This window comes from Pseudomonas soli, from assembly GCF_021283165.2.
Lineage (GTDB): Bacteria > Pseudomonadota > Gammaproteobacteria > Pseudomonadales > Pseudomonadaceae > Aquipseudomonas > Aquipseudomonas soli.
The window spans coordinates 4,606,663-4,624,456 of the sequence record NZ_CP128543.1; the positions used below are offsets into that span (position 1 = coordinate 4,606,663).

A 17,794-nucleotide genomic window follows, 5' to 3' on the forward strand; every position below is an offset into this window, starting at 1 on the left:
CCAGGATTGCCCCGAACCTAAGCCTTGACGCAGGGTAGGTGCGGGGAAGTCACTTAATGTGACGGCAATATTGTCGCACCTGTGACGAGGCGGTGTGAGGTAGCCGACGAGCAAAGGATATTTGCGGTGAACGCAGGGATGTCTGCGATGAAGCCAATCAGCCGTAGAGAGCGCCGCTGACGCAGCGCATCGCCGGCAAGCCAGCCCCACAGACTTTTCCGGGCACAAAGACAAAACCCCTACCTGCTCGCGCAGATAGGGGTTTTGCGAAATGAATCTTGACGATGACCTACTCTCACATGGGGAAACCCCACACTACCATCGGCGATGCATCGTTTCACTGCTGAGTTCGGGATGGGATCAGGTGGTTCCAATGCTCTATGGTCGTCAAGAAATTCGGTTGCCAGTACGTCTTTGCAGACATGCCAGCCAATTCGGATATGTGATCTTGTGATTCGTCGCGAACTTTCGGTTCGTTTCGTCTTCACCACCGCAATCTGCGTGAGCAAATTGCTTGGGTGTTATATGGTCAAGCCTCACGGGCAATTAGTATTGGTTAGCTCAACGCCTCACAGCGCTTACACACCCAACCTATCAACGTCGTAGTCTTCGACGGCCCTTCAGGGAGCTCAAGGCTCCAGTGAGATCTCATCTTGAGGCAAGTTTCCCGCTTAGATGCTTTCAGCGGTTATCTCTTCCGAACATAGCTACCCGGCAATGCCACTGGCGTGACAACCGGAACACCAGAGGTTCGTCCACTCCGGTCCTCTCGTACTAGGAGCAGCCCCTCTCAAATCTCAAACGTCCACGGCAGATAGGGACCGAACTGTCTCACGACGTTCTAAACCCAGCTCGCGTACCACTTTAAATGGCGAACAGCCATACCCTTGGGACCGGCTTCAGCCCCAGGATGTGATGAGCCGACATCGAGGTGCCAAACACCGCCGTCGATATGAACTCTTGGGCGGTATCAGCCTGTTATCCCCGGAGTACCTTTTATCCGTTGAGCGATGGCCCTTCCATACAGAACCACCGGATCACTAAGACCTACTTTCGTACCTGCTCGACGTGTGTGTCTCGCAGTCAAGCGCGCTTTTGCCTTTATACTCTACGACCGATTTCCGACCGGTCTGAGCGCACCTTCGTACTCCTCCGTTACTCTTTGGGAGGAGACCGCCCCAGTCAAACTACCCACCATACACTGTCCTCGATCCGGATAACGGACCTGAGTTAGAACCTCAAGGTTGCCAGGGTGGTATTTCAAGGATGGCTCCATGAGAACTGGCGTCCCCACTTCAAAGCCTCCCACCTATCCTACACAAGCAAGCTCAAAGTCCAGTGCAAAGCTATAGTAAAGGTTCACGGGGTCTTTCCGTCTAGCCGCGGATACACTGCATCTTCACAGCGATTTCAATTTCACTGAGTCTCGGGTGGAGACAGCGCCGCCATCGTTACGCCATTCGTGCAGGTCGGAACTTACCCGACAAGGAATTTCGCTACCTTAGGACCGTTATAGTTACGGCCGCCGTTTACCGGGGCTTCGATCAAGAGCTTCGCTTGCGCTAACCCCATCAATTAACCTTCCGGCACCGGGCAGGCGTCACACCCTATACGTCCACTTTCGTGTTTGCAGAGTGCTGTGTTTTTAATAAACAGTCGCAGCGGCCTGGTATCTTCGACCGGCGTGGGCTTACGCAGCAAGTGCTTCACCCTCACCGGCGCACCTTCTCCCGAAGTTACGGTGCCATTTTGCCTAGTTCCTTCACCCGAGTTCTCTCAAGCGCCTTGGTATTCTCTACCTAACCACCTGTGTCGGTTTGGGGTACGGTTCCCAGTTATCTGAAGCTTAGGAGCTTTTCTTGGAAGCATGGCATCAACCACTTCGCGCTCTAATGAGCACTCGTCATCAGCTCTCGGCCTTGAGATCCCGGATTTGCCTAAGATCTCAGCCTACCACCTTAAACTTGGACAACCAACGCCAAGCTGGCCTAGCCTTCTCCGTCCCTCCATCGCAATAACTGGAAGTACAGGAATATTAACCTGTTTTCCATCGACTACGCTTTTCAGCCTCGCCTTAGGGACCGACTAACCCTGCGTCGATTAACGTTGCGCAGGAAACCTTGGTCTTTCGGCGTGCGAGTTTTTCACTCGCATTGTCGTTACTCATGTCAGCATTCGCACTTCTGATACCTCCAGCAAGCTTCTCAACTCACCTTCACAGGCTTACAGAACGCTCCTCTACCGCATCACCTAAAGGTGATACCCGTAGCTTCGGTGCATGGTTTGAGCCCCGTTACATCTTCCGCGCAGGCCGACTCGACTAGTGAGCTATTACGCTTTCTTTAAAGGGTGGCTGCTTCTAAGCCAACCTCCTAGCTGTCTAAGCCTTCCCACATCGTTTCCCACTTAACCATGACTTTGGGACCTTAGCTGACGGTCTGGGTTGTTTCCCTTTTCACGACGGACGTTAGCACCCGCCGTGTGTCTCCCATGCTCGGCACTTGTAGGTATTCGGAGTTTGCATCGGTTTGGTAAGTCGGGATGACCCCCTAGCCGAAACAGTGCTCTACCCCCTACAGTGATACATGAGGCGCTACCTAAATAGCTTTCGAGGAGAACCAGCTATCTCCGAGCTTGATTAGCCTTTCACTCCGATCCACAGGTCATCCGCTAACTTTTCAACGGTAGTCGGTTCGGTCCTCCAGTCAGTGTTACCTAACCTTCAACCTGCCCATGGATAGATCGCCCGGTTTCGGGTCTATACCCAGCGACTAAAGCGCCCTATTAAGACTCGCTTTCGCTACGCCTCCCCTATTCGGTTAAGCTCGCCACTGAATATAAGTCGCTGACCCATTATACAAAAGGTACGCAGTCACCTAACAAAGTAGGCTCCCACTGCTTGTACGCATACGGTTTCAGGTTCTATTTCACTCCCCTCTCCGGGGTTCTTTTCGCCTTTCCCTCACGGTACTGGTTCACTATCGGTCAGTCAGTAGTATTTAGCCTTGGAGGATGGTCCCCCCATGTTCAGACAAAGTTTCTCGTGCTCCGTCCTACTCGATTTCACTGGCAAGAGATTTTCGTGTACGGGGCTATCACCCACTATGGCCGCACTTTCCAGAGCGTTCCACTAATCTCAAACCAGCTTAAGGGCTGGTCCCCGTTCGCTCGCCACTACTAAGGGAATCTCGGTTGATTTCTTTTCCTCAGGGTACTTAGATGTTTCAGTTCCCCTGGTTCGCCTCTTGCACCTATGTATTCAGTACAAGATAACCAGCTTGTGCTGGCTGGGTTCCCCCATTCAGAGATCTCTGGATCACAGTCTGTTTGCCGACTCCCCAAAGCTTATCGCAGGCTACCACGTCTTTCATCGCCTCTGACTGCCAAGGCATCCACCGTATGCGCTTCTTCACTTGACCATATAACCCCAAGCAATCTGGTTATACTGTGAAGACGACATTCGCCGAAAATTCGCACGTCGCTCTTTCGAGCAGAACTCACAAATTTTACCTTAGCCTGATCCACCAGCAGTGAAACTGGTGTTCAGTCTATTTCTATCACATATCCGAATTTTTAAAGAACGATCTGACAAAAGTCAGAAATCAACATTCATCACCGAATGTTCATTTCTAAGTTCTGAGCAGTGCTGCGAAACCTGAAAGAGTGGTGGAGCCAAGCGGGATCGAACCGCTGACCTCCTGCGTGCAAGGCAGGCGCTCTCCCAGCTGAGCTATGGCCCCATTTGACCAGCCGCACCAAGTAATTGGTAGGTCTGGGCAGATTTGAACTGCCGACCTCACCCTTATCAGGGGTGCGCTCTAACCAACTGAGCTACAGACCTATAACAGGGTCGCGTTACAGCATCGTCTTTACACAATGAATCAAGCAATTCGTGTGGGAGCTCATCAGCAGGCTGATGTCTTCGATTAAGGAGGTGATCCAGCCGCAGGTTCCCCTACGGCTACCTTGTTACGACTTCACCCCAGTCATGAATCACACCGTGGTAACCGTCCTCCCGAAGGTTAGACTAGCTACTTCTGGTGCAACCCACTCCCATGGTGTGACGGGCGGTGTGTACAAGGCCCGGGAACGTATTCACCGCAACATTCTGATTTGCGATTACTAGCGATTCCGACTTCACGCAGTCGAGTTGCAGACTGCGATCCGGACTACGATCGGTTTTGTGAGATTAGCTCCACCTCGCGGCTTGGCAACCCTCTGTACCGACCATTGTAGCACGTGTGTAGCCCAGGCCGTAAGGGCCATGATGACTTGACGTCATCCCCACCTTCCTCCGGTTTGTCACCGGCAGTCTCCTTAGAGTGCCCACCATAACGTGCTGGTAACTAAGGACAAGGGTTGCGCTCGTTACGGGACTTAACCCAACATCTCACGACACGAGCTGACGACAGCCATGCAGCACCTGTGTCAGAGTTCCCGAAGGCACCAATCCATCTCTGGAAAGTTCTCTGCATGTCAAGGCCTGGTAAGGTTCTTCGCGTTGCTTCGAATTAAACCACATGCTCCACCGCTTGTGCGGGCCCCCGTCAATTCATTTGAGTTTTAACCTTGCGGCCGTACTCCCCAGGCGGTCAACTTAATGCGTTAGCTGCGCCACTAAAATCTCAAGGATTCCAACGGCTAGTTGACATCGTTTACGGCGTGGACTACCAGGGTATCTAATCCTGTTTGCTCCCCACGCTTTCGCACCTCAGTGTCAGTATCAGTCCAGGTGGTCGCCTTCGCCACTGGTGTTCCTTCCTATATCTACGCATTTCACCGCTACACAGGAAATTCCACCACCCTCTACCATACTCTAGCTCGCCAGTTTTGGATGCAGTTCCCAGGTTGAGCCCGGGGCTTTCACATCCAACTTAACGAACCACCTACGCGCGCTTTACGCCCAGTAATTCCGATTAACGCTTGCACCCTCTGTATTACCGCGGCTGCTGGCACAGAGTTAGCCGGTGCTTATTCTGTCGGTAACGTCAAAATTGCACGGTATTAGCGTACAACCCTTCCTCCCAACTTAAAGTGCTTTACAATCCGAAGACCTTCTTCACACACGCGGCATGGCTGGATCAGGCTTTCGCCCATTGTCCAATATTCCCCACTGCTGCCTCCCGTAGGAGTCTGGACCGTGTCTCAGTTCCAGTGTGACTGATCATCCTCTCAGACCAGTTACGGATCGTCGCCTAGGTGAGCCATTACCTCACCTACTAGCTAATCCGACCTAGGCTCATCTGATAGCGCAAGGCCCGAAGGTCCCCTGCTTTCTCCCGTAGGACGTATGCGGTATTAGCGTTCCTTTCGAAACGTTGTCCCCCACTACCAGGCAGATTCCTAGGCATTACTCACCCGTCCGCCGCTGAATCAAGGAGCAAGCTCCCGTCATCCGCTCGACTTGCATGTGTTAGGCCTGCCGCCAGCGTTCAATCTGAGCCATGATCAAACTCTTCAGTTCAATACTGCTTGGGTTTTTAAGAAACCCTAAACTTGGCTCAGCAATCTCAAATGACTATGTGATTTCTCGCATGGCCACTTGTGATGCTGATAATCTTGGCGACTATCAGTCCATACTCACAAGCACCCACACGAATTGCTTGATTCAATTTGTTAAAGAGCGTTTGGTTAAGAGCGTTTCGTCTCAACCGAGGCGCGCATTCTACGCTTTCCTCATTTGCTGTCAAGCGTTTATTTTGAAGTTTTTCAGAAGCCGCTTTTTGCAAAACACCTTCTACCTCAACAACTTACCGCTTGCCTCGTGGCGTTCAACGCTGCGAGGAGGCGAATAATACGCGGTTTGATTTCAGAGTCAACACCTTGATCTGAAAAACTTTCGATCACCATCCGACGGCACGTCGGCAACTATTCGCCACGGTTGCCGCTCTGTAGAGAAACACGCAAGCGGAGCGGCTTTGCCATGAGCGATGCACAGAATGAGAAGACCCCGGGGCTATCGGCGGACGAAGAGCAGGAAGTCAGCCACAACCAGCCGCCGCGGGCGGCTGTCTTGCACGAGATCATCCGCTACCAGGGCGACCAGGAACTGGAGCGCACCCTCGCCGCCTTGTGGTGGTCCGCGCTGGCGGCCGGTCTGACCATGGGCCTGTCGTTGATGGCCATGGGGCTGTTCTATGCCCGCCTGCCCGAAGGCGACAGCGCCCAGGTAGTCGCCAGCCTGGGCTACAGCGCAGGCTTCCTGGCGGTGATCCTCGCCCGCCAGCAACTGTTCACCGAGAACACCCTGACCGCCGTGCTCCCGGTGATGACCGCGCCCACCCTGAGCAATCTCGGCCGGCTGCTGCGCCTGTGGTGCGTCGTCCTGCTCGGCAACCTGGCCGGCACGCTGCTGGTGGCCTGGGTGATGCTCGAACTGCCGATCTTCGACAGCAAGACCGACATCGCCTTCCTTGAGGTGGGCCGCAAGGTGATGACCAACGACATCAGCCAGATGTTCGCCAAGGGCATCGTCTCCGGGTGGATGATCGCCACCATGGTCTGGATGATCCCGTCCATGGAGCACGCCAAGATCTGGATCATCCTGGTGATCACCTACCTGATGGCCCTCGGCGACTTCACCCACATTGTCGTGGGCTCGGTGGAGGTGTCGTACCTGGTCTGGGCCGGCGATGAAACCTGGCAAGCGTTCTGGCTCGACTTCGCATTGCCCACCCTGGCGGGCAACATCATCGGCGGCAGCTTCATCTTCGCCCTGATCAGCCACGCCCAGGTACGCAGCGACAGCGGCAAGCCTCCCTCGAAGCTATTGAAGGACGACAAACAGACCAAGGACTAGCGCGCCGCAACCGCCCGTTCGGCTCCCCTGCCCCGCTGCGGCAATGGCCGTGGCCGCCACCAGTTCTGCCCGGGGTGCGGCGAGTCGAGGCTGACCCGCTCGCCCATCTGCGGCGTGCTCAGTAGCACCTGGGCGGTATTGGCCAGGGCCAGGATACGCTCGAAGGGCTCCTGCCAACCGTGGATGGACAGGTCGAAGGTGCCGTTATGAATCGGCAACAGCCAGCGACCTCGCAAGTCCAGGTGCGCCTGCAGGGTCTGTTCCGGCTGCATGTGCACATTGGGCCAGGCAACGTTATAGGCGCCAGTCTCCATCAGGGTCAGATCGAACGGCCCATACTGCTCGCCGACTTCACGGAAACCGTCGAAATAGCCGGTATCGCCACTGAAGAACAGCCGCAGCCCTTCGTCGATCATCACCCAGGACGCCCAGAGTCTGCGGTTGCTGTCGAACAGCCCGCGCCCGGAAAAATGCTGGGCAGGCGTGGCGACGAAGCGCACCCCTTCGACTTCGGTTTCCTGCCACCAGTCCAGTTGTCGCACCTTGGCCGGTGGCACGCCCCACTCGATGAGCAGGTCCCCCACGCCCAACGGTGCTAGGAAATGCTCGGTGCGCGGTGCCAGTTGGCGGATGGCCTGCTCATCCAGATGGTCGTAATGGTCGTGGGAGAGAATCACCGCAGTCAGTGGCGGCAGGTCGCTCAGCGCCAGCGGCGGCGCATGGAAGCGTAACGGCCCGGCCCATTGCACCGGCGAGGCGCGCTCGGCGAACACCGGGTCGGTAATGAAGAAGCGCCCGCGCAACTTGAGCAGCACGGTGGAATGGCCGAGGCGCCACAGGCTGTGATCCGGTGCGTCAGCCACCTGCTGGCGGGTCATCGGCTGGAGGGTCAGCGCCGCATCCGGTCGTGTTTGCGGTGGCTTGCGCAGCAACAGGTACTTGACGCCGATGCGCAGCTTCTTGAGCACGCCATCCTTGGGCAGTTCGACCTGGTTGAGAAAGCGTCCGTCACGCTGCGGTGCCGGCTCGCCAGCGGGGATAGCCATGGGGACCATGAGCAGCAGCACTCCGCAAAAGAGGAAAGCCTTCATATTACTCCACAGGGTCGGATCAACCGTGAAATGGCTTGCAAGGTCATTTTTCGCCGATGAAGGATTGTTCAACAATATTCACATTACTTATGCGATAAACGGCGCTCCACAGAAGAACGATAACCATGATCGACAACCGCAGCGGCAAGGGGCTCTCTTTCGTCAGGCGCATCTACCTGCCGCGCATCATCGGCCTGGGGATCGGCCTGTTCGCCGTGATGGCCGCCATCGCCCCGCTGAACCCACCGACCTGGGCCTGGGCCTTGCTGTTGCTCAATGGCCTGGTCTGGCCACATGCGGCCTACCTGTGGGCCCTGCGCTCGGCCACTCCCTACCAGGCCGAGCAGCGCAACATCCTGCTGGATTCGCTGATGGGCGGTTTCTGGACTGCGGCTATCCACTTCAACCCGCTACCCAGCGTCACCATCCTGTCGATGATGACCATGAACAACGTCGCCGCCGGTGGCAAACGCGTGCTGCTACGCGGCCTGTTTGCGCAGCTGTGCGGCATGCTCCTGGCCACCGCGCTGCTCGGCACAGGCCTGCAGACACAGGCCACGCAGTTGCAGGTCCTCGCCTGCCTGCCGATGCTGACCCTCTACCCCCTGGCCCTGGGCTGGGTGTGCTATCAGCTGGCGATCAAGCTGACCGAACACAAGCGCCGCCTCAGCGCCCTGAGCCGTACCGACAGCCTGACCGGCCTGCTCAACCATGGCTCGTGGAAAGACCTGCTGCTGCTCAAGTTCCAGATCTGCCAGCAGCAAAGGCTGCCGGCGGTCATCGCGCTGATCGACATCGACCACTTCAAGACCATCAACGATACCTACGGCCATGTGGTCGGCGACTGCGTGCTGCGCCAACTCAGCCAGGAGCTCAAGCGCAGCTTGCGCGAAGACGACCTGGCCGGGCGCTATGGCGGCGACGAGTTCTGCGTAATCCTCCCCGGCACCCACGAAGCCCAGGCCTGCCAGGCCATGGAGCGCCTGCGCGAACACGTGGCCGCCTACCGCAACCCGCACTTGCCGGGCTTGCGCATCAGCCTGAGCATCGGCCTGGCCGACTTCCGTCCGGGCCTCGCCTCACCGGAGCACTGGCTGGAACAGGCCGACAAGGCCCTGTATGCCGCCAAGCACCAGGGGCGCGACCAGGTCAATTTCGCTCGCGGCGAGGCCGCCACGCTCAGGCTGGCCTATCCTGACTGAACCTTCGCCCAGGCCTCGGGCGCAAGACAGCAGTTGAAGGAGTCGCCCGTACATGGACAGGAACGTCGACCTTTCATCCTCCAGACCCACCTCGCGCCTGCAGGTGCGCCGCCTGGTCGGCGGTTTCTGCGCGCTGTTCGGGCTCGCCTGCGTGTTCACCCTGGTGGCATTGTTCAACATCGCCACCACGCTGGACCGCCAGGCGCTGCAGCAAAGCACCTTCCAGGCCTCTCAGGCACTGGAACAACGGCTGGTGGCCTCGCGCCAGTTCCTCTCCAGCTACGCCGTCTGGGACGCCGCCTACGCACATCTGGTAGGCAAGGTCGACTGGCAGTGGGCATATGACGAAAAGAACGTCGGTGAGTCGCTGTACAGCGCCAGCGGCTACGAAGGTGTGTTCGTGGTCGAGGATGAGCGCACCACCTACGCCCTGTTCAAGGGCAAACCCACCGACTCGCCGGCTAGCGCCCATATCGACAGCCCCCTGGCGGCAATCATCGACGCGGCGCGCAGGGCAGCACCGGCCCGCGAGCAGGTAACCCACTTCGTACGCTTCAACGGCTGGCCCGCAGTGCTCAGCGCCGCGGCAGTACGCCCGGACAAGGAAGTGACCGAGGCTGATGTAAAACAGGCGCCGGTGATGGTGTTCGTCGACCAGCTGACCGAAACCAAGCTCGCAGTTCTGGGCAAAGGCGCGGGTTTGACCGGCATGCGCCTGGAGAAAAGCACCGTCGCTGAGGCCGGACAACCGCATATCGCCCTCGGCGAAACCGGTTATCACCTGGTATGGAACACGCCGTTGCCGGGCCGCCAACTGCTCCATGCCTTCCTGCCGCCGCTGTTGGCGGTATTCCTGATGCTTGGCCTGGTGGTGCTCTACCTGTTCCGCCACGCCCTGCGCAGTTCCCGGGCAATAGATGAAAGCCTGCTGCGATTGCAGCAGAGCAACCGCGCCCTGGAGGCCAGCGAGCAGCGCTTTCGCGCAGTGGCCGAAGCAGCCTCCGACTGGATCTGGGAAACCGACCGCCATCACCGCCTGACCTACCTGTCGCAGCGCTTCGTCAGCGTCACCGGCTACCGCATCGAGGACTGGCTAGGCCAGCCGCTCAACCAGTTGCTGGCCTGCGACACCACGCCCCTGCTGCCCTGGCTCGACAACGAGGCCGACAGCGACACGCAGCAACTGGCCAACCTGCGTTGCAACTACGATGACGCCACCGGGCAGAACCGTTACTGCCGTGTGTCGGCGCGCTCGATCATCTATGAAGGCAAGCTCGCCGGGTTTCGCGGCACCGCCAGCGACATCACCGACGAGGTTGCCGCCCATGCCCGCATCCAGCACCTGTCGATGCACGACGCCCTGACGGGCCTGGCAAATCGCAACAAACTCTCGCGCCATCTCGAACAAGCCCTGCTGCGCGGCAGCGACTCGCCGCCGCTGACGCTGTTGCTGCTCGACCTGGACAGCTTCAAGCCGATCAACGACTCCCTCGGCCACCCCGCCGGCGATGCGGTGTTGCAGGAAGTGGCCAGCCGCCTGCGCGATACTACCCGCGACGATGACCTGGTTGCCCGCCTGGGTGGCGATGAGTTCGTCCTGGCCCTGCATGGCCTGGACAACCGCAGCGAGATCGACCGCTTCTGCGCACGCCTGCTCGACCTGCTGCAACAACCCATCGGTTTCGAGGAGCACCAGTTGCACATCGGCGCCAGCATCGGCATCGCCCAGACCCGGGCACAGGGCTACGATGCCGGCGAACTGATCCGTTGCGCCGACATTGCCCTGTACCAGGCCAAGGCCGACGGCAAGAACACCTGGCGCTACTTCTCGCCGGAAATGAACCAGCAGATCCAGTACCGCCGCCAGCTGGAAAACGACCTGCGCCGGGCGATCAAGCAGCACGAGTTCGTGCTGCACTACCAGCCACGCTACCGCCTGGACGATCTGCGCATTGTTTCGGTGGAAGCTCTTTTGCGCTGGGAGCATCCCCAGGAAGGGCTTATCGGGCCAGACACCTTCATTCCCTTGGCCGAACAGAGCGACCTGATCGTCCCGCTGGGCCGCTGGGTGCTCGAAGAAGCCTGCCGCAATGCCCGTGACTGGCCCGAAGAGCTGCTGGTCTCGGTCAACCTGTCGCCCGCGCAGTTCTCCCGTAGCGATGTGGTCGCCGATGTGCGCCAGGTGTTGCTGGACACCGGATTCCCCGCCCAGCGCCTGGAGCTGGAAATCACCGAGAACGTGATGCTCAACGACATCGAAGGCGCCCTGGGCACCATGCTCGCGCTCAAGGAACTGGGCGTGCGCCTGAACATGGACGACTTCGGCACCGGCTACTCTTCACTGGGCTACCTGCGCACCTACCCCTTCGACAGCATCAAGATAGACAAGCGCTTCATCGCCGGATTGAGCAGCCAGAGCGGCAACGACCGGGCCGTGGTCCAGGCGATCATCAACCTCGGCAAGGCCATGGGGCTGACCGTGACCGCCGAGGGCGTGGAGACCGAGCAGCAATTGAAGGCGCTGGACAAGGAGCAGTGCCATGAGGTGCAGGGCTACTACTTGAGCAGGCCGGTGGACCGGGCCGCGTTCGAGGCGCTGCTGGCTAACCGGGAAGTTCGCCAGGATGCGTCCTGAATGCACTGCCCAGGCTCAACGCAGGTTGCGCTCAGCGACAATCTCGGGCAAATCGGTACGGTTGAGGTAGATGCGCAACGGCTCGCCGATATTTAACCTGTCATCCACATGCTGTTCCAGCAGCAACGCCAGGCGCTCTCGGCACAGCGCCATGCGTGCATCAGCCTCGGGCCGCCAGACGAACTCGCTGCAGGGCGTGATGCTGTCGTCGGCCACGTCCATGCCGAACGCGTCCTCTGAAAACCGCACGATATGGGTGCCGCGTTTGCCGTGAAAGCCGACGAAGCCCTTGAGCTGGTCGGCGGCGATGCAGATGTCCTGGGATGTGATGGCCATGGCGTAACCTCGCAAAGAATTCGGAAGTGACGCACGCAGAGGGGGCGGTCGCCTCTGGCGGGCAACGCGCAAGTGCCAGCCTAACCCAAGTGCCAGACCGTTCGCCAAGGTTTTTCACCCATCGCGCCAAGGCCCGCTAGACTGGATTTTCGAGCCCCTTCGTCGTTATCGGATCCGCCCCTCATGACCCAGGCCGTCACCGCCGACATCGCCATCATTGGTCGCATCAACGCCGTGCCGGCCATCCTCCAGGTCATCTGCGAGACCACGGGCCTGCGCTTTGCCGCCGTGGCCCGGGTGACCGAAAGCAGCTGGACGGCCTGCGCGGTGCTCGACACCCTGGGATTCGGCCTCGAAGTAGGCGGTGAACTCGAGGTCGCCTCCACGCTGTGCCACGAAATCCGCAGTACACGCCAGACCATCATCATCGACAAGGCCAGCGAGGATGAGCAGTACTGCCGCCACCACGCCCCGCACCAGTATCGCTTCGAAAGCTACATTTCAGTTCCGGTGCTACGTACCGACGGCAGCTTCTTCGGTACCATCTGTGCCCTGGACGCCCAGCCAACGCAACTCAAAGGCACGGCAATCCAGCCAATGATGGAATCGTTCGCCCGCCTGCTGGCCATCCAGATCGAAAGCGAGGAAAGCGCCCAGCGCACTGAGCGTGCCCTGCACAAAGAGCGCGCCATGGCCGAGGTCCGTGAGCAGTTCATTGCGGTACTCGGACACGACCTGCGCAACCCGCTGTTCGCCATCACTGCCGGTGCCGAATTGCTCAGCCAACGGCTGGTGGACGACAAACAACGTGCTATCGCCCTGCATATCCGTACCTGCGGCCGGCGAGCCACCGAACTGGTGCGCGATATGCTGGACTTTGCCCGTGGCCGCCTCGGTGCGGGGATCCCTTTGAACTTGCAGCCTTGCCACGATCTGCCCGAAGCCCTCGGCCATGTGGCCTCCGAACTGCAGCGTGTGCACCCGCGACGGCGCATCATCCTTGACATTGGCCAAGTTGGAGGACTGTTGTGTGACCGCGAACGGATCACGCAACTGTTGTCCAACCTGATAGCCAATGCCCTGCTTCATGGCGATCCACAGGGCCCGGTCACCGTGCGTGCGACCCTCAGCGATAATACGTTCGACCTTAGCGTGCACAACCAGGGCACGCCGATAGACCCACAAACCCTACCCCTGCTGTTCGAGCCCTTCACCCGACCGATCTCCGGCGCGCCCCAGGCAGGCCTGGGGCTGGGCCTGTACATCGCCAAGCAGATCGCCCTGGCCCACGGCGGTCACATGGAGGTGACGTCCAGTGCCGAGGCGGGCACGCTGTTCAGTGTTCACCTGCCGGCGGATCGACCTGCGACTCCAGCAGCACCGAGAGCCAGTTCATGAACGCCTGGACCCGGCGCGGCACATGGCGCTGCCGCGCATACAACAGCGAAACCGGCATGGCCCGCGCCTGCCAGGGCTCGAGCAGCGACACCAGTTCACCGTCACGCAGATGCTCGTCGACGCCTACCGCCGGCACCTGAATCAGACCGAGCCCAGCAAGACAGGCAGCGGAATAGGCCTCTGCATTGTTCACCGTGACCACGCCGGCCATGGCCTGGAAGCGCAGTTCGCCGCCCTGCTCGTATTCGAATCCGGCACTGCGCGCGCCGAGGTTGCGCACGTAGTGGACCAATCTATGGTCGGCCAGGTCCTCCAGGCTGCGGGGTAGGCCATGCCGCTCTAGATAGGCGGGGCTGGCGCAGTTGCGCATGCTCAGCCGCCCAACCGGGCGCGCTACCACATCCAGGTCGCTGAGCATGCCGATGCGCATCACGCAGTCAAAACCTTCGCGCAGCAGGTCGACCTGGCGGTCGGTGCAACTGATCTCCACGTCCAGGCGCGGGAAACGCTCGAGAAACCGCGGCAGCGCCGGCACGATGACCCGTCGCGCCATCATGGTAGGCAGGTCGATCCGCAGACGCCCGGCCAGCTCGGCGTCGTCGGCGCTGAACAGGCTTTCAATCTCATCCATGCCCGACAACAGGTCCTTGCTGCGCTCGTACAGCAAGGCGCCGTCCTGGGTCGTGCGCACCCGGCGCGTGGTGCGGTTGAGCAGGCGCGTGCCGAGCAGGTTTTCCAGCGCCCGCACCTGTTCGGAGACAGTCGAGCGCGGCAGCCCCAGGCTTTCGCCGGCCAGGGTGAAACTGCTCAGTTCGCTGACCCTGACAAAGGTACGCAGCAGATCCAGCTTGTTCATACCCATCCTCATTGTCCTATTTATACGAACAGTATTTCCGGAATCCGTGGATTTAACAGCCTATCCACGATCAATAACCTGTCCGCAACAGCCAGCCATAACGAGGTATCCGACATGACTCGCAAGATCGCACTGATCACCGGCGCCAGCCGCGGCCTGGGCAAGAACACCGCCGAACACCTGGCCGCCCGTGGCATCGACATCATCGGCACCTACCACAGCAAGGCCGACGAAGCCCGCGCCGTTGCGGCCACGCTGGAGCAGGCCGGCGTGCGCGCCGCCATGCTGCCACTGGACGTCAGCGACAGCGTCAGCTTCGCAGGTTTCGTCGAACGCCTGGGCGACACCCTCGAACAGCAGTTCGGCCGCCGTCAGCTGGACTTCCTGGTGAACAACGCCGGCATCGGCCTGAACGTGCCATTCAGCGAGACCAGCGAGGCGCAGTTCGACCAGTTGCTGAACATCCAGCTCAAAGGCCCGTTCTTCCTTACCCAGCGCCTGCTGCCGCTGCTGGCCGACGGCGGGCGCATCGTCAACATCTCCACCGGCCTGACCCGCTTCGCCCTGCCCGGCTATGCCGCCTATGCGGCCATGAAGGGCGCCATGGAAGTACTGACCCGCTACCAGGCCAAGGAACTGGGCGCGCGCGGCATCCGGGTGAACATTCTCGCGCCGGGCGCCATCGAGACCGATTTCGGCGGGGGCGTGGTGCGTGACAATCAGCAGGTCAATGACTACATCGCTGGCAACACCGCGCTGGGCCGGGTCGGCCTGCCCGACGATATCGGCGCGGCCATCGCCCTGTTGCTGGAAGATGGCAATGGCTGGATCAGCGGGCAGCGGCTGGAGGTGTCGGGGGGCATGTTCCTCTGAGGCGCACGCTGCGCAATGCGCTCAAGCTCTGTTCAAGGCCTGGTGCAGCGCGGCGACGGCAGGGAGTGACAAAGCCTCATGGGTGATGCACAAGCCGATCCGGCGCCGCAGTGCCAGGCCGCTGCCGGGCCGCCAGTAGACCCCGGGACAGCGCTCGGCCAGGGACTGCGGCAACCATGCCGCGCCCAGCCCGGCGGCGACCATGGCCAGCGCCAGTTGCAACGAACCGGCCTGGCCAACCTGCTCGCCTTCGCCGTACAACCCCATCAGGCGCTGGTGCGAAGGATGCTGCGGACAGGTGATCCAGCGCCCGTCCGGCTGGCTGCCGGTCGCCATCACCAGCACAAAGGCCTCCTCCCACAACGGCAGGAACAGTTCGTCCTCGCAGCGCTGGGCCTCATCGGCCAGCCGCGCATCCCCGTCGCAGCCTTCGAGCAAGGTCAATTGCAGGCCCGCCACCGCCTGGTTGGCCAGGCGCACGCAAGCCTCGACCTGGGCCGGCGCGATGTCCGCCTCGATGCCCAGGGCCAAAGGCATCCGCTCCTGCCCCTGGCGAAAGCGCAGGCGCAGCGCATCGGCCTCGGCCACCATGCGACAGGCCTGGGGATACAGCTCACGCGCCTGCTCGCTGACTTCGACCCCACGGGCCTGACGCAGGAACAGCTCGGCGCCCAGGTCATCCTCCAGCTGGCGGATAGTCACCGACAAGGTCGGCTGCGCCACGCACAGGCGCTGGGCGGCTACAGTGATGTTGCGCGCTTCGAATACCGCGATAAAAGCCTTGAGATGCCGGATATCCATAGATAGAACCGATGCCAGCCAGAGAAATAAGCCGTTTTTCATGGCCGAAAGGGTTATCTAGAATCCTGGCCATCGAAAGTGATTATGCCTGGGAGGCAACCATGAACAAACCCCTGATCATTATCACCGGCGCCAGCTCCGGCATCGGCGCCGCCACCGCCCAACGCTTTTCCGCCGCGGGCCATCCGCTGTTGCTGATCGCCCGCCGCCTGGATCGCCTGGAGGCGCTGGCGTTGCCTGATTGCCTGTGCCGCGCCGTGGATATCCGCGACCGCGCGGCGCTGGTGGCCGCCGTGGCCGAGGCCGAAGCCGTGTACGGGCCGGCCGATGCCCTGGTGAACAATGCCGGGGTGATGCTGCTGGGGCAGATGCACGAACAGGACCCGGAACAATGGGAGCGCATGTTCGACATCAACGTCAAAGGCCTGCTCAACGGCGTGCACGCGCTGATCGGCGGGATGGTCGAGCGGCGCCATGGCACCCTGATCAATGTCAGCTCGGTGGCCGGACGCAAGACCTTCCCCAACCATGTGGCCTACGTAGGCAGCAAGTTCGCCGTGCACGGGTTGTCGGAGAACCTGCGCGAGGAGTTGGCGCCGCACAATGTGCGGGTGGTGACCATCGCGCCGGGCGCAGTGGAGACCGAGCTGCTCGGGCATACCACCGACGAGGGCATCAAGCGCGACTACGAAGCGTGGAAGGCCAATGACATGGGCGGCGTGGTGCTGTCGGCGGAGGATGTCGCCGGGGCGATCGTCTGGGCCTACCAGCAGCCGCAGCAAGTGTGCATTCGCGAGATCGTGCTGGCGGCGACTGCCCAGCAGCCTTGAGGCTGAGTACCGGGGGCGCCATGCGCCCCGTTCGCCGGCGAGCCGGCTCCCAAACCGACCGCACCGGGTTCAAGTCATGCGCAATCCAGTGGGCGCAGGCCTGCGCCTTCAAGGCGTTTCATGCACCTGCACGCTCGCCGTCATGCCGGCGCTCAGGGTCACGCCCTCGGGCACCTGGTCCAGGCGGATGCGCACGGGAATGCGCTGCGCCAGCCGCACCCAGTTGAACGTTGGCTCCACCTCGGGCAGCAACTGCCCATCCGGCGTCGAGTTGCGGTCGGTGATCCCTCGGCTGATGCTTTCCACCTGCCCTTGCATCGCATCGCCGGCACCCATGAGCCAGACCTTGACCGGGTCACCGACGCGAATCCGCGGCAGCTTGGTTTCTTCGAAATACGCCTGGATATAGAAAGTGGCATCGTCCACCAGCGCCATCACCGATTGCCCGGTGTTGACGAAATTGCCCTCGGCCAGGCGTAGATTGGTGATATGCCCGCCGCGCGGGGCTCGGACTTCGCTGCGGGCCAGGTTGATCTTTGCCACCTGTAACTGGGCCTCGGCCTCGTGCAGTTCGCCGCGGGCGACAGCGGCGTTGATCTGGGCGTTCTCACGCAACTCGGCACTGATCGCCTCAGGGCCCAGGGCAGTGCGCCGGGCGGCCTCACGCTCGCGCAGGCGCAACTGCTGGGTACGCGTCTCGACCACGGCGGTGGCCTGCTCGAAGGCGGCCTGGAAGCGTTCGCGGTCGATGCTCATCAGCAGCTCGCCGGCCTTCACCTGCTGGTTGTCATGCACCTTCAACGCGCTGACCCAGCCAGACACGTCTGGGGCGATCACCACCACGTCGGCACGCACCCGGGCATCCCGGGTCCAGGGCGTGAGCATGTAGTACTGCCACAGTTGATAGCCGGCAAAAACAGCGAGGATCACCACACACAAGGTGACCAGGGTACGTACGACTGTACGCATGGAC

11 protein-coding genes, 2 tRNA genes and 3 rRNA genes are annotated in these 17,794 nt (G+C 60.5%); 6 read left to right on the forward strand and 10 right to left on the reverse strand.

What is annotated here, in order from left to right; genetic code table 11:
* Positions 1-276: 276 nt before the first annotated feature.
* The 5 genes from rrf to LU688_RS21295 all read right to left on the reverse strand — a co-directional run bounded on the left by rrf (position 277) and on the right by LU688_RS21295 (position 5,464).
* A 5S ribosomal RNA gene (gene rrf, locus LU688_RS21275) occupies positions 277-392 on the reverse strand.
* A 133-nt stretch (positions 393-525) separates the two neighbouring features.
* Positions 526-3,419 (reverse strand): 23S ribosomal RNA (locus LU688_RS21280).
* 245 nt (positions 3,420-3,664) lie between these two features.
* Positions 3,665-3,740: transfer RNA gene (locus tag LU688_RS21285), tRNA-Ala, on the reverse strand.
* A gap of 24 nt (positions 3,741-3,764) precedes the next feature.
* A tRNA-Ile gene (locus tag LU688_RS21290) sits at positions 3,765-3,841 on the reverse strand.
* A gap of 86 nt (positions 3,842-3,927) precedes the next feature.
* Positions 3,928-5,464 (reverse strand): 16S ribosomal RNA (locus tag LU688_RS21295).
* Together the 16S, 23S and 5S rRNA genes with 2 tRNA genes alongside form the textbook arrangement of a ribosomal RNA operon.
* Before the next feature lie 459 nt (positions 5,465-5,923).
* On the opposite strand from LU688_RS21295, the gene LU688_RS21300 reads away from it, so the two are divergent.
* A complete protein-coding gene (locus LU688_RS21300) occupies positions 5,924-6,799 on the forward strand; it encodes a formate/nitrite transporter family protein (RefSeq protein ID WP_094012552.1) in 876 nt (291 codons plus the stop codon).
* On the opposite strand, the gene LU688_RS21305 is transcribed toward LU688_RS21300, so the two are convergent.
* Positions 6,796-7,890, reverse strand: a complete 1,095-nt coding sequence (locus tag LU688_RS21305) for an MBL fold metallo-hydrolase (protein WP_094012553.1) — start codon at positions 7,888-7,890, stop codon at positions 6,796-6,798. The two genes, LU688_RS21300 and LU688_RS21305, sit on opposite strands and share 4 nt — an antisense overlap.
* Before the next feature lie 125 nt (positions 7,891-8,015).
* On the opposite strand from LU688_RS21305, the gene LU688_RS21310 reads away from it, so the two are divergent.
* Both LU688_RS21310 and LU688_RS21315 read left to right on the forward strand, forming a co-directional pair.
* Positions 8,016-9,092: a diguanylate cyclase gene (locus LU688_RS21310; RefSeq protein WP_177182956.1), complete on the forward strand. Its 1,077-nt coding sequence runs from the start codon at positions 8,016-8,018 to the stop codon at positions 9,090-9,092.
* A gap of 52 nt (positions 9,093-9,144) precedes the next feature.
* The gene (locus LU688_RS21315) at positions 9,145-11,727 is read left to right on the forward strand and encodes a bifunctional diguanylate cyclase/phosphodiesterase (RefSeq protein ID WP_094012554.1); all 2,583 of its coding nucleotides are present in this window, start codon (positions 9,145-9,147) and stop codon (positions 11,725-11,727) included.
* Positions 11,728-11,742: 15 nt separating this feature from the next.
* On the opposite strand, the gene LU688_RS21320 is transcribed toward LU688_RS21315, so the two are convergent.
* Positions 11,743-12,063, reverse strand: coding sequence for a DUF2025 family protein (locus LU688_RS21320; protein WP_023629578.1), 321 nt, complete (start codon positions 12,061-12,063; stop codon positions 11,743-11,745).
* Between the two features lie 183 nt (positions 12,064-12,246).
* Here LU688_RS21320 and LU688_RS21325 point away from each other — a divergent pair, with 183 nt between their 5' ends.
* Positions 12,247-13,461: a GAF domain-containing sensor histidine kinase gene (locus tag LU688_RS21325; protein WP_023629579.1), complete on the forward strand. Its 1,215-nt coding sequence runs from the start codon at positions 12,247-12,249 to the stop codon at positions 13,459-13,461.
* On the opposite strand, the gene LU688_RS21330 is transcribed toward LU688_RS21325, so the two are convergent.
* A complete protein-coding gene (locus tag LU688_RS21330) occupies positions 13,400-14,317 on the reverse strand; it encodes a LysR family transcriptional regulator (RefSeq protein WP_038706639.1) in 918 nt (305 codons plus the stop codon). The genes LU688_RS21325 and LU688_RS21330 overlap by 62 nt on opposite strands.
* A 114-nt stretch (positions 14,318-14,431) precedes the next feature.
* Between LU688_RS21330 and LU688_RS21335 the strand changes: the two genes are divergently transcribed.
* Positions 14,432-15,190, forward strand: coding sequence for an SDR family NAD(P)-dependent oxidoreductase (locus LU688_RS21335; RefSeq protein ID WP_038706640.1), 759 nt, complete (start codon positions 14,432-14,434; stop codon positions 15,188-15,190).
* 21 nt (positions 15,191-15,211) lie between these two features.
* On the opposite strand, the gene LU688_RS21340 is transcribed toward LU688_RS21335, so the two are convergent.
* A complete protein-coding gene (locus tag LU688_RS21340) occupies positions 15,212-15,991 on the reverse strand; it encodes a LysR family transcriptional regulator (RefSeq protein ID WP_023633149.1) in 780 nt (259 codons plus the stop codon).
* Positions 15,992-16,092: 101 nt separating this feature from the next.
* Here LU688_RS21340 and LU688_RS21345 point away from each other — a divergent pair, with 101 nt between their 5' ends.
* On the forward strand, positions 16,093-16,821 hold the full coding sequence (locus LU688_RS21345; RefSeq protein ID WP_038706641.1) for an SDR family oxidoreductase: 729 nt from the start codon (positions 16,093-16,095) through the stop codon (positions 16,819-16,821).
* Between the two features lie 108 nt (positions 16,822-16,929).
* Here the strand turns inward: LU688_RS21345 and LU688_RS21350 are convergent, their stop codons facing one another.
* Entirely contained in the window at positions 16,930-17,790 is an 861-nt protein-coding gene (locus LU688_RS21350; RefSeq protein WP_038706642.1) for an efflux RND transporter periplasmic adaptor subunit, read from the reverse strand.
* Between the last annotated feature and the right edge of the window lie 4 nt (positions 17,791-17,794).